The sequence below is a fragment of the Pedobacter folensis genome (assembly GCF_056490665.1).
Map to the genome: position 1 here is coordinate 221,641 of NZ_JBWJIF010000001.1, position 13,634 is coordinate 235,274.

The 13,634-nt window shown below is 41.9% G+C and carries 7 protein-coding genes; 6 read left to right on the forward strand and 1 reads right to left on the reverse strand.

The features are described from left to right. Positions 1-4: 4 nt before the first annotated feature. The 6 genes from AC04QZ_RS00855 (at position 5) to AC04QZ_RS00880 (ending at position 11,660) form a co-directional block, all read left to right on the forward strand. Positions 5-1,165 carry a FecR family protein gene (locus AC04QZ_RS00855; protein ID WP_478356182.1) on the forward strand — a complete coding sequence of 387 codons (1,161 nt, stop codon included), beginning with the start codon at positions 5-7 and terminating at the stop codon, positions 1,163-1,165. A gap of 204 nt (positions 1,166-1,369) precedes the next feature. Next, positions 1,370-4,795 (forward strand): SusC/RagA family TonB-linked outer membrane protein, encoded by a 3,426-nt coding sequence (locus AC04QZ_RS00860; RefSeq protein ID WP_478356183.1) that lies wholly within the window; start codon positions 1,370-1,372, stop codon positions 4,793-4,795. 32 nt (positions 4,796-4,827) lie between these two features. Beyond that, positions 4,828-6,654: a RagB/SusD family nutrient uptake outer membrane protein gene (locus AC04QZ_RS00865; protein WP_478356184.1), complete on the forward strand. Its 1,827-nt coding sequence runs from the start codon at positions 4,828-4,830 to the stop codon at positions 6,652-6,654. A gap of 44 nt (positions 6,655-6,698) precedes the next feature. Then, positions 6,699-8,204 (forward strand): arylsulfatase, encoded by a 1,506-nt coding sequence (locus tag AC04QZ_RS00870; RefSeq protein ID WP_478356185.1) that lies wholly within the window; start codon positions 6,699-6,701, stop codon positions 8,202-8,204. A gap of 41 nt (positions 8,205-8,245) precedes the next feature. Further along, positions 8,246-10,411, forward strand: a complete 2,166-nt coding sequence (locus tag AC04QZ_RS00875; protein ID WP_478356186.1) for an alpha-N-acetylglucosaminidase — start codon at positions 8,246-8,248, stop codon at positions 10,409-10,411. A gap of 226 nt (positions 10,412-10,637) precedes the next feature. Continuing rightward, positions 10,638-11,660, forward strand: a complete 1,023-nt coding sequence (locus AC04QZ_RS00880; protein WP_478356187.1) for a LacI family DNA-binding transcriptional regulator — start codon at positions 10,638-10,640, stop codon at positions 11,658-11,660. Between the two features lie 775 nt (positions 11,661-12,435). On the opposite strand, the gene AC04QZ_RS00885 is transcribed toward AC04QZ_RS00880, so the two are convergent. Further along, a complete protein-coding gene (locus tag AC04QZ_RS00885; RefSeq protein WP_478356188.1) occupies positions 12,436-13,491 on the reverse strand; it encodes an IS110 family transposase in 1,056 nt (351 codons plus the stop codon). Between the last annotated feature and the right edge of the window lie 143 nt (positions 13,492-13,634).

Below are 13,634 nucleotides of genomic sequence, written 5' to 3' on the forward strand. Positions count from 1 at the left end.
TATTATGGACAATGAAGAATTTTTAAGCTTACTAGATAAAATCAGATCGGGATCAGCAAATCAGGATGAGATCCGACTATATCACCGCTTTTTTATGAGCTTTCAGGAGAATATTTCCTGGAGGGAAGAAGAAATGGGCGATAAGGATGCTATCGAGAAAAAGATGCGCCACAATATTCTTAGCGCAGTAAAAAGACCGGTGTGGAGATTGAAGTTGCCGCTAATGATAAAGTTTGCTGCTGCGGCTGTATTGCTGCTTACGGTGATTTCAATTCTGGTAAGGGTTATTCCAATAAAAAATAATGCTCAAAATCAATCAGTAGCCTATAAAGGCAATGAAAGGACCAACAAGAATAAAAATGTAACGCTTGAGCTTGGTGATGGCCGGATAATAGATCTGGATACTTTTAACACTGGTAAGATTTTAAAGGAAGCCGGGGTACAGATCAAGAAAGCCGCAGACGGACAGATTGTATATCAGGTATTACCTGCTCAATCTTCAAAACAAGCTGGTATAAAAAATATCATCTCAACCTCAAGGGGAAAACAATATCAGATCAATCTGCCCGATGGAACAATTGTCTGGTTAAACGCCGAATCGTCTCTGAGTTATCCAACTGCTTTTGCGGCCAACCAAAGGGTGGTAGAACTGAAAGGAGAGGCATTTTTTAAGGTTGCAAAAAATAAGAAACAGCCATTTATTGTAAATAGCAAGGGTCAGGAGGTTAAGGTTTTTGGAACGCAATTCAATTTAAGTGCTTATCCTGAAGATGACAGGATCACAACAACATTGCTTGAAGGTAGTGTGCAGGTAAGGGATAAGATAAATAAAAGCGGCGTGATGCTTGTTCCCGGAGATCAATCTTTCTTTTGGGATCATCGAAAAGAGATTCCGGTCAGCCATTTGAACCCTGAAGCACTTGAAAATGCTATTGCCTGGAAAAGTGATTATTTCAGCTTTGATAATGAGGATATATTGTCCATCAGTAAAAAACTTGCCAGGTGGTACGATGTAGACTTTATATTTAAAGGGAAGGTGACAGAAGAAGAATTTAACGGTACCATATCACGCAGTAAAAATCTTATTCAGGTTCTTGATATGCTTCAGAATACTGGAGAAGTTCGTTTTGAAATTCAGGGAAGGAGGGTCTTTGTAATGCAGTAGATCTACATCAAGGCCTAAAAAAGCCAGGAAGCCCGAAAGCTCCTGGCAAAGGATTGGGCCAATAAAAAAATAATTTATTCATCAAGCACTAGTCAGCATCTGGACAATGGGAGACTATGCTTAAGCCAAACCAAACAAATGTACAATATTTACAAATCAAACTCGCACCCTTTGATCAAGGAGGGAGCGAAATTTATATTGGTTATGAAGTTGACCACTTTATTGCTTGTTGTAACAATCTTACAGGTAAGCGCCACCTCTTTTGGGCAGAATGTTACTTTGAAAGAAGTAAATAGCCCTATCAGGAAAGTTTTTGAAAAAATCAGGGCACAAACAGGATATGACTTTCTTGCAACAAAATCTGTTTTGCGCAGCTCAAGTCCTGTAAGCATCAACGTAGCGGATAAACAGCTTTTAAATGTATTGAACGAGATATTTCAGTATCAGAATCTAGATTATAAAATTAAAGACAGATCGATCATCATCACCAGGAAAAAGGCATTAGCGCTTTTGCCGACCGAAAGATCGACATTCTTTGCTGATTTTTCGGGTAAGGTTGTCGGAGAAGATGGGCAACCGATTGTTGGAGCAACAATAATGGTCAAAGGTACCGCAATAGGGGTCGTCTCGGACAAGGACGGTAAGTTTACCATAAGAAATATAGATCTAAAATCTATGCTTATTGTTTCTTTTATTGGTTATGCCAGCAGGGAAATTCCCGCGGCATCACTTTCGCAGAAACCGATCCGTCTTACTGCGGTAACGAGCAATCTGAACGATATCGCAATAGTGGGTTACGGAACACAAAAGAAGGCAAATTTAACCGGGGCTGTTAGTTCAGTAAAAATGGAAGAGGTTTTGGGAAACCGGCCTGTAAGTACCACTGCTTCACTTTTGCAGGGAACAGTTCCTGGCCTGAGGATAAATATTGGCTCGGGAGAACCTGGTGCGGGTTCAAGTTTCAACGTTCGGGGCGCAACGGATATTGGCACCTCAGGTAATACCATCAATTCTGGAAGCCCTTTGATATTGGTCGATAACGTTCCTTTTAATGGGAGTTTAAATCTATTGGACCCAAACGACATCGAATCTGTGACAGTGCTTAAAGATGCTGGTGCTGCGGCCATTTATGGAGGTCGATCTGCTTATGGAGTGATCTTGATCACAAGTAAAAAGGGATTGAAAAACCAAAAAGTTCAGGTGAGCTACAATAACAATATTACTTTCGTATCACCCCAGAACCTTCCCAAAAAGCCAACTCCTTTGCAAACGGTACAATCTTACAAGGATATGGGCACAACAGGCTATTGGTCTGGGCAAAATGTGGACACCTGGCTGAATTTATTAAAAGATTATCAGGCTAATCCAAATAAATATGCCGATGGCTTTGCTTATGTAAATGGCATCCGTTATCCCCTTGCCCAAACAGATGTGCTGGATGATTTACTGGGCAATTCTGCGGTACAGCAGATGCATAACATCTCCATAACCGGGGGTAGTGAAAGGAGTTCCTATAGAATTTCGGCAGGTCTGACCGATGAACCGGGTATTCTTGCGCCGGAGGCAAAACAGGATAGCTACAAGAGGTATAATATTAAGTCTTTTATTTCCTCAGATATTGCAAGCTGGTTAACCGCGCAGCTTGATGCAGGATACGCAAAATCAACAAAAACATTTCCAAGCTCGGTAGACCAGTTCGGTCAGGCAGCTAACCTGCCATCATATGTTGCGGTGAAAGACACCGTTACAGCAACCAATGGAACCAGGGGCGTAAATGGTACACCCCGGCAATTGGTTGGGCTTGGATCGCCTACGGTTACCGGTCTTAATGATTTAAGGCTTACGGCAAGGGCAATAGCAAAGCCAATTGCCGGGCTTACTTTAACCGGAGAATATACCTATGAGAATTTAACCCCAAATGAGACCTTCTACAATAAGACCTATTCATTTGTCAATACAAGCAACTTTCAGCTATCTAATGGTGGGACAGGAGTGTATCGTCTGACTAATGGAGTTACCGATTACAGGGCACTGAATATCTTCGGTAATTATAGCAAATCTCTAGGTAATCACAACTTTGAACTCATACTGGGTTTTAATCAGGAAAATAATGCCACCACGCAGGTTAGTGTTCAGAGAGACGGAATGATCGCGGGGGAATTACCCTCCCTTACCCAGGCAACAGGACCAACGATTGCGAACAATTCAGAAAGTGCATATAGTTTGAGGGGGTATTTCGGCCGTTTTAATTATAATTATAAGGGTAGGTATCTGTTAGAACTTAATAGCAGGTACGATGGGTCTTCAAAATTTCCTTCTGGGCATCGCTGGGGTTTTTTCCCCTCTGCTTCTGCAGGATGGAAGATTTCTGAAGAATCTTTTATGCAAAACTTAAAACCTATTCTTAATGAGTTTAAGTTAAGAGGCTCTTTTGGCGAGGTAGGAAACCAGAACATTGATCCCTATCAGTTTGTGGCTGTGCTCTCTGGGTACAATCCAGAGTGGCTAAATGGAACTTCCTCATTGCTTAATTCTTTAAATCCGCCCGGACTGATCAGTTCTAACTTTACCTGGGCAAAAGTACGAACCCTCAATCTGGGTATCGACTTTGGTTTGCTTGATAATAAGCTTACAGGCTCTTTTGATTGGTATCAACGAGATACCAGAGACATTCTGGCGCCGGGAGAAATCCCATTGCCGGCGGTGCTGGGTACTGGTGCTCCCTTACAGAATACAGCCGCAGTTCGCTCAAAAGGTTATGAGATCCAGGTCAACTGGAAAGATAAAATTGGTTCGGTCAGTTATAGGGTAGGATTAAACCTTTATGATTCTCAGGGTGAGGTAACCAAATTCGATGGTAATTCTTCGAATTTGCTAAGTAAATATTATGTCGGTCAAAAAACCGGCGAGATATGGGGATATACTTCTGACAGGCTTTATACTTCAGACGATTTTGTCAGTGGAACCCTTAACGCAAACCTGACCGGCGGAACACTTAAGCCTGGTGTAGTAAAGTTTCAGGGGCAGAATCCCAATCCGGGAGATATGATGTACAAAGATCTGGATAATAATGGAATCATCTTTTCGGGCAACGGTACCCTTTCAAATCCAGGCGACAGAAGTATAATCGGAAACAGCACCCCACGTTATCAGTATGGTATACTTGGGGGACTAAACTGGAGGAATTTCGATTTTTCATTTGCAATTGCAGGTGTAGGAAAACAGGATTTATGGCTTGCAAATCCTTTGACCCTTCCAAATCAGTATGCTTTCGGGACAATATATGCCCATCAGCTGGATTATTGGACACCAAATCGGCAGGACGCCTTTTTCGGGCGGATTTATGATCAGGCTGCAGGCAATCAGGGCTTCAACCAACAGTTGCAGACCAGATATTTACTTAATGGTGCTTATCTGAGGATTAAGAACTTAAGCCTTTCTTATTCGGTATCCCAGGAACTGATCAAGAGAATACATTTGAGCAAGCTTTCCGTATTCTGCAGCGTAGAAAATCCCTTCACTTTTCAACACCTTCCAAAAGGATTGGATCCCGCTTTAGATGGAAAACAATACGGACTTGGTTATCCTTTCATGAGGATGACCTCTATCGGATTGAATCTCTCATTCTAGTGGTAAAACTGAACTTATTTAAATCTTTAAAGATGAAAAAATATAAAATAATATTCATGTTGCTGGTTCTTGTGACAGCAGCCTGTAAAAAAGATTTTCTTGATAAACTTCCGACCATAGCGCTCACCTCTGAAACCGCTCTGGTAACGGATGAGAATTTTAAGACTTACTCATGGGGGTTATACGACTATTTTCAGGGTTATGGCAATTCTGGTGCCGATTATCCGCCAGCGCTAGTGAGCCAGGAATTTAATTCTGACAATCTGAGTAAAACCTTATCAGGGAATATGTCCCCGTACGCATATCAGACCAAAATTGTGCCTACCAGCAATGATGCAACAACCTGTCAGGTAATCTCACAATGGAATTTTTCTTATATCCGTAGAGTGAACGTCATGTTGGATAAAATTGATGGTTCTACCATGACCCAGCAGAACAAGGATCACTGGAGAAGCGTAGGTTATTTCTTCCGTGCTCTAAGATATTATGATCTGATTGCTGCCTATGGCGATGTGCCCTGGATTGAAAATGCGCTAAGTGATACCACTACCAGTGTACTCTTCTCCGCCAGAACACCACGTGACCAGGTAGCGAAGAATATGTTAGATAATCTGATCTGGGCTGAATCGCACATCCGGCTTTCGACTGCCTCTGGTGCAGAAAAAAATACCATTAACGAAAATGTGGTAAGGGCTTTGATTTCCAGGTTTGGGCTTTTTGAGGGCACCTGGAGGAAATATCATGGGCTCGGGAATGCGGATGTTTACCTGCAGGCCTGTAAGCTCTACTCAGAAAAGTTGATGACTACCTTTCCATCGATCATCTCAAGTTATGATGATGTTTATAACTCAGAAGACCTCTCTGGAAAGCCCGGGATAATACTCTTTAGGCAATATGCAGCCAACTTAAGGGGGCATGCAAACCCGAGGTTTGCCGGCAGTACCTCATGGTATGCAGATGTTTCCAAGGATGCAGTGGAGAGTTATTTGTGTGTCGACGGCAGGCCAATTTCAACCAGTGCTGTATATTCAGGAGACAAAACCATGTATGACAGTTTTAGGAATCGGGATAGAAGACTTTACTTTACCGTGGTACCACCATATAAAGTGAATGCCACTGGAGCTGTTTTCACGGCAACAGCCAATCCTGCAGATGCTGAATATATTAATCTTGTCAATAATATACCCGGAAATACCAATAAAAGACTGCCGCAATTAGCGCAAAGCCCTACCTGGACTACTGGAAATGTGATTGGCTCCTCGCCACACTTCAGGAATTTTAATGGTGGTCAACCACAATGCGTTGGCGAACTTGGCTATTATTATTGGAAAGTATCCAATAAAATACCTTTTGACAATTCTACCAATTCTACAAATGACTGTCCGCTGTTCCGTATTGAGGAAACCATGTTAAACTACGCAGAGGCTATGTATGAACTGGGTTTATTCGATCAGGTGGTCGCAAATAATACCCTGAATAAACTGCGTGCAAGGGCGAATGTAGCAAGTATGAACGTTCAATTGATAAATGCTGGTTTTGACCTGAACAGAGATCCTTCTGTTGACCCGGTGTTATGGGAGATTAGAAGAGAGCGCAGGGTTGAGCTTATGGGCGATGGTTTTCGGTTCAATGATCTGAAAAGATGGAAAAAAGGGACCTATCTCAATAAGCAGGCACTTGGGATATGGGCTAAAAACGCTGATTTTGGTAATAAATTGATTATTAATGGCGGGGCTGCTGAGGGCTATGTGAAATTTTACGACGTGCCATTGGGTTGGTTGGAAAAATACTATCTAGAGCCTATTCCCCTTCAGGAGATTACACTCAATCCACAATTAAAGCAAACTAAAGATTGGTAACAAATGCGCCGGATACTCCGGCGTATTTTAATTTGAACGAGCATATGAAATTGTTTAATGTGGTTGCAAAGCTGTGTTTAATCGGTGTGTTATATTTACCATTTGCAGGAGATGCACAATTGAAAAGATCAGAAAAGAGAAAACCAAATGTAATTTACATTTATCTCGATGACATGGGGTATGGGGAGCTGGGTTGTTACGGGCAAAAGAAAATCAGGACCCCAAATATTGACCTTTTGGCAAAAGAAGGTATGAGGTTTACCCAGCACTATACTGGCGCACCGGTTTGTGCACCCGCCCGGGGAATGCTCATGACTGGTAAACATTCCGGGCATGCCTATATCAGAGGGAATTATGAATTGGGCGGCTTTGAAGACGATAAAGAAGGCGGGCAGATGCCACTTCCGGAGGGGACATTTACCATTGCCAAGCTGATGAAAAAGGCGGGTTATACTACCGGAGCGATTGGTAAATGGGGATTGGGAATGAACAATACCAGTGGAAATCCGAACGATCAGGGATTTGATTATTTTTATGGCTATCTGGATCAGAAACAGGCGCACAATTTCTATCCTACCCATTTGTGGGAAAACGGTAAATCTGTTCCGCTAAACAATCCTTACCTATATGTTCATCAGGCAATTCCTCAAAACTCAGGCGATGAGGCGTTTGAAAAATATAAGGGTAACGAATATTCAGTGACAAAAATGAGTGAAAAGGCACTTTCATTTATCAATAGGAATAGACAAAAGCCCTTTTTTCTATATCTGCCCTTTACTGGTCCGCATGTATCCCTTCAAGCACCCGATGAAGCTGTTAGCGAGTACCTGGGGCTATTTGAGGAGGCGCCCTATTACGGTCAGGGCGGATATGCGCCTGCGAAATATCCCCGCGCTACCTATGCAGCAATGATAAGCTACTGCGACAAACAGATTGGAAAGATAATGGCCCAATTGAAAGCGCTAGGATTAGATGAAAATACCCTGGTGATGTTCTCAAGCGATAATGGAGCAACCTTTGATGTCGGCGGGGTAGATACTGAATTCTTTAATAGTGTGGATGGGTTAAGGGGCCGTAAACAGGATTTATATGAGGGTGGAATCAGGATGCCTTTTATTGCAAGATGGCCAGGCAGGATCAAGGCAGGTAAAGTTTCTGGGCTTATTTCAGCCCAATTCGATATCATGGCCACTTTATCTGAATTGACTGGTACCCCCGCTCTATCAAACGACGGTATCTCGATTTTACCTGAGATGACAGGAAGAACTGGTCAGCAGCGGCACCCTTATCTTTATTTCGAATATCCGGAAAAGGGTGGCCAGCTCGCCATTCGCCTTGGAGACTGGAAAGGCGTAAAGAGCAATATGATCATCGATAAAAGTGCCAGGTGGGAGCTCTATAATTTGAAAGAAGACCGTGCCGAAAAGTATGATCGTTCAAGCGAACATCCAGAACTGATAGCCCGGTTAGATGCAATTGTAACGAAGGAACATTTAAATGCTCATATCAGAGAATGGGAATTTGTGAACCCAAAATTCCAGAAAAAATAACTCAGCACGTCGTCGCTGAGCTGAACCGATTAAAAATTAACATGCGAAAATATTATAAGATTTTAGTGGTTTGCTGTATTGCCCTTACGATGAAGAATGTAGCAAGAGCAGGGAGTGGCCTGGGGATACAGGGAATTATTAACCGCCAGTTTCCGTTTTTAAAAAATAAAGTTTTCATAAAGGTAAACAGCGATGGCCAAAGTGAGCTGAATGACAGTTTTAACCTGTCTACCAGAAACAATTCTCTTTACATTAAAGCAAATTCTTTATCAGCAGCCTCCTGCGCACTTAATTATTACCTCGAAAATTATTGCCATATGAGTATTTCCCATAACGGCGATAACCTTGCCAGGATAAAAAAACTTCCAGTAGTCGAGGGAGACATTAAGGTGGTTTCCAGATTCAAGTACCGCTACGCATTGAATTATTGTACCTATAATTATTCCTACAGTTTTTATAGCTGGAAAGATTGGGAAAGAGAGCTCGACTGGATGGCTTTGCGCGGCGTGAATTTAATGTTGACCCCAATGGGTACCGAGTTGATATGGAAAAATGTATTAGCTTCTAACGGATTCAGTGAGAAGGAAATTTCTGATTTTATACCTGGGCCTGCATTCAATGCCTGGTGGCTGATGGGGAACCTTGAAGGTTGGGGCGGGCCGGTAAGTGATCGCATGATCACGCAATGGTCGGTTATGCAGCAAAAGATACTGGCTAGGTTAGGTGAACTTGGCATAAATCCGATTCTACCTGCCTTTACAGGGATTGTGCCCCATTTGTTAAGGAAGAAATTTCCGAATGCCAAGATTATAGAACAAGGTAGATGGGCAGGTGGTTTCCAGCGTCCCGATTTTCTTTCACCTGAGGATAGCTTGTTTGGAAAGATGGCAAAGGAATATTACCTCGAAATGAAGAGGTACTATGGAAGGCATATTCGCTTTCTAAGTGGTGATCTTTTTCATGAAGGAGGAATTTCTAATGGAATAAATGTGTCGAAAGTGGCTGGAATGATACAACAAAACATGCAGTTGTATTACCCTGAAAGCCATTGGGTACTACAGGGATGGCAAAGTAATCCAAGTTCGGAACTACTTAGCGGACTGGATAGGAGTAAGACTTTAATCATTGACCTCATGGGTGAAATGACCAATAATTGGGAGAAAACCGACGGTTATCATCAATTTCCATGGATATGGTGTTCAATAAATAACTGGGGCGGGAAAACAGGAATGGGCGCTATGCTCGAACGTATATTGGAAGAACCTACGCGGGCCCAGTCAAGTCCTCAGGGAAAAAATATGTATGGAATTGGTATAATCCCGGAAGGCATTAGCAACAATCCGATCACCTACCAATGGGCGCTCAATGCTGCCTGGGAAAATCAAAGTAATCAAGATATTCTGTTAAATAAATATATCCTTTCACGCTATGGTAAATATGACCCTGATGTATTTGAAGGTTGGAAGTTACTGTTGAAATCACTCTATGGTAATTATGCAGATCTCCAAAAAGGAGCTACTGAATCTATTTTTTGTGCCCGTCCGGCATTGAACATTACCAATGTATCTACCTGGGGCCCGGGAGATGTCCAGTATGATACAAGATTACCTGAGCAGGCCCTAATATTGTTTCATAAAGCATACCCAAAATTTTCATCCTGCCCATCCTTTAGGTACGATATTACTGATCTGGCAAGACAGGTTATCTCCAATCGCGGACGTACTGCTTACAAGAAAGTGATGAATGGAATTGTTGCCAAGAATGCAGATTCTTTAGCTTATTACAGCGAACAGTTTATTATGCTGTTGAAGATGCAGGATAGAATATTGGCGACACACAAGGATTTCATGTTGGGCTCCTGGTTGAAAAAGGCCCGTGATTATGGTATTTCACCAGAAGAGAAAAATCTATGTGAACAAAATGCCAGGACACAGATTACCTATTGGGGAGCGGACAACTCTGGTACAAATTTACACGAATATGCGCATAAAGAATGGAGTGGACTACTCTCAGACTTTTACCTTCCACGCTGGAAACTTTTTTTTGAGCAGCAGAAAGAATTGCTTTCTGGTCGATCAGCCAGTCAAATAGACTATTTCCCCATGGAAGCTGAATGGACCAGGAAGCATAACAAATTTCCAGTTAATCCCATAGGGGATATTGATGAGCAGATTGGTGGTTTAATAGTCGATTTCAATATTAAATGATAGCTGAAGATCTTGTAATACCTGAAATTAGCGAGATCGCTCCGCATATTGTCGACTAAATCCCCGAAAAGAAAGTCTTGCGCAAATCTTGTGATTCTGCTCAATTAGAAGATGACTAACAAAAGCTTCTTTTCATAATTCCTTAAAGTTATAAAAACGATATCCATAAAATGATTATCAAAACCCATCACAGTACATCACCTCGGGATCGGAGCCCGAAAATGGCATGAGGTCAAAACCCGCAACACTAAAGACAATTGCCGAGCTATTGGGTATATCTGCTACCACCGTCTCCAGGTCCCTTATTGACCATCCTTCAATTTCTGCCACAACCAGGATAAGGGTGAAGGAACTCGCTATGGAGATGGACTATAAGCCAAGCCGAAAGGCTCTTGCATTTAGAAACGGACGCTCTTTTACGATCGGGATTATCGTTCCTAACCTTGGAGAATATTTTTTTTCGAAGGCTGTTACAGCCATTCAGGATGTTGCATTCGAGAATGATTATATGGTCTTTGTTGGACAATCGCATGATTGCGAGGAAAAGGAGGTACAACTGATCGAACGAATGAAAAAACTTGGGGTAGATGGTCTGTTGGTAGCCCTGTCAAAGAATACATCGGGATTTGGTCATTTTACAGAAACAATGGGATACGGTACCCCAATTGTTTTCTTTGATAGGGTTCCGCCTTTGTTTAATATTCATTCTGTTTGCTGTGATATTGAAACGGTCACTTCTGATGTTGTAAAGTTCCTGGCCAAACGTGGGCATCACCGGATTGGCATGATCAATGGACCAGAGAATATGCTCTCAAGTCTGGAAAGGAGAAAGGGTTTCCTTAAGGCTATTGATGAGTTAGGGCTTTCTTTTAATTCATCGCTCTATACAGAATGTGACCTTAGTGAGGAAGGCGCTGAAAAATGCATCACAAAATTAATGGGTATGTCCCGCGGGCCATCTGCTGTCATTGCATTTAATGACTATGTAGCGTTATATGCAATAAGAAAAATAAGGTCGACAAGCAGGTATGCTAAACCCATAGATTTCGTAAGCTTTTCAAACCTGCCATTACTCGCCCATGTCGATCATGGACCTATCGCAAGCATAGAACAATTTCCTGAAGAACAGGGGAAGATCGCAATGCAGCTGCTTATAGATTTGATTGATGGTAAAAGTGGCATCGCAGGTCAGAAAAAAGAGTATAAGAATATTGTAATTCCGGCAATGCTGATGTTAAATGATAACTAGTAATTATATTCCTGGAAAATTCAAAGCTCTTGATCTTTATAGCACAGCCGTAAGGAGACCATTTAATCTTCAGGCTGCGAGTATCGAAATTTTTAAATCAGGCTGTCTCTTGAGGGTGGGGCAGTCCGCTGTATCTTCTGTTCCAAAAGGAGGCCGCTTCTATCCCTGCCAAGGAGATTATACCCAAGTTAAAACGGTGGGGTGGATATTTTATTTCTGGATTTCAGATATATGATTTTTTGAATGCGGATGGTAATGCTATTTTTGTGCTGCAAACCTACTGGTCTGCACTTTTTATCTAAACTAGCGCTTTCAGGATTGAAGCGCTTTTTTCTTAAGTAGCACTGGTTGCATCATTGACTACCAATAATGCCACATCCATTTCAGCTCAAAGTGCGGGTAAGAGAATTGTCGAGTAAATACAATATTGTTGCTTTCTCCGCTGAACAAATACAAATAACTACTGCCAGCGGCTTTCTAGACTCAACGATTTACCAAATAAGCCATCATAGAACTCAAAATGGCACAAACCAGAACTTTTAGGCAATTCAACTTGCGGAATTCAAAAAAATCGACATAAACAGCTCAAATCGAGAATTACTTATTTATGCAATGTTCTAAAAAAAATATAGCTGAGAAAACCAATACGGCCATTTTGTTCCGTAATCGAGCGTCAGTTTGAAGCAGAATGCGGTGTCACCTAGAAATACCAACGAGCAATTTCCCCTGAAATACCCATGGCAGGAACGACTGTTTATCTGCCATACCCGCATGATCACTGGAAACAAGCGGGGCTTACCACTTCATTGGTTTGTGCCCTGTAATCGTCCCTGTAAAATCTTTCACCCTTTACGCAGGCAAATATCCTCAAGACGAGTTTAAACCGTAGCGCATTGATAACCAGCATGCCGTTTTTGCCGTCGGTTTCTGTTTTTCTTTTGAAATAGGCCTGTAGTTCTTTATTGGACCTCAATGATCCCATCGCGCATAAATGAAGCAGGGATTTCATCTTAGTGTCAGACAGGCGTGAAACCCTGGATCTTTGTTTGACGCTCTTTCCTGATTCGTAGGGAAAAGGGGCAATACCCGCAAAACATGCAAATTTCTTTGGGTGGCTGATATCCCTGAATTCATTGGTTTTAATAATGATCTGCAGCGCTGTTTTTTCCCCAACATTTGGAACAGAGGTAATCCATTGCATCAACCTGGAGATCCGTTCATCACCTTGGATGAGACACCGGATCGTATTGTCAATTTCCTCAATGTCTTTATTCATGGCAAGAATAGTCCCGGCACAATTCTTTGAGCGTAAAAGTGATGTTTTTTTGTCCAGAAAGGAGCTGATCTCTTTTTCTGTTTGCCTGAGCGCCCTGATCTGGGAGCCAAGTTTGTTTCTTAAGGAATCCAGTACGCTTAACTTCCCAATAATATCTCTTTTGGATTGCCACAGGCTCAATTGATCCCTGCATTTGTAAAGATAGCCTGCTATCCGGGCTGAATCAACCTTATCATTTTTTCCCCTGATCAGTCCAAGCGAGTTGCGGATCACCAGGGAGTTTTCATGAACAATACTGGCCTTTTTTTTCTCAAGGGTTGTTAGCAAGAGATTGCAATAAATACCGGTATGCTCCATGCCAAACACACAAAAGCATAACCTAAATGCTTTGATGGTCTTAAGTTCTGATAGGAAACTTTTGATTGCGGTTACGGAATTTTCTATCCTGTGATGTGTTATGACCTCTTTCCCATGCATTACTGTTGCATCAAAAAAATCCCGGGATACATCTATCCCTACAAAGAACCTGAACTTTTTTTCAGTAGTCGTTTTCATAAATTCAATTGTTTTCTATTTACGATGATCACAAAATGATCCGGAGCGTTTAAAAATCATACGGTTTTATCGGTGTGTAGTGCTTAGGGGCATGTGGTTCTTTTGATATTTATCGCCGGGAACATAAATTGTTGCTCTAGCGT

What these genes read in the sequence shown, in the direction of transcription:
- AC04QZ_RS00855 (WP_478356182.1), top strand. Translation starts at nt 5, where the DNA reads ATGGACAATGAAGAATTTTTAAGCTTACTAGATAAAATCAGATCGGGA.
- AC04QZ_RS00860 (WP_478356183.1), top strand. Translation starts at nt 1,370, where the DNA reads ATGAAGTTGACCACTTTATTGCTTGTTGTAACAATCTTACAGGTAAGC.
- AC04QZ_RS00865 (WP_478356184.1), top strand. Translation starts at nt 4,828, where the DNA reads ATGAAAAAATATAAAATAATATTCATGTTGCTGGTTCTTGTGACAGCA.
- AC04QZ_RS00870 (WP_478356185.1), top strand. Translation starts at nt 6,699, where the DNA reads ATGAAATTGTTTAATGTGGTTGCAAAGCTGTGTTTAATCGGTGTGTTA.
- AC04QZ_RS00875 (WP_478356186.1), top strand. Translation starts at nt 8,246, where the DNA reads ATGCGAAAATATTATAAGATTTTAGTGGTTTGCTGTATTGCCCTTACG.
- AC04QZ_RS00880 (WP_478356187.1), top strand. Translation starts at nt 10,638, where the DNA reads ATGAGGTCAAAACCCGCAACACTAAAGACAATTGCCGAGCTATTGGGT.
- AC04QZ_RS00885 (WP_478356188.1), bottom strand. Translation starts at nt 13,491, where the DNA reads ATGAAAACGACTACTGAAAAAAAGTTCAGGTTCTTTGTAGGGATAGAT.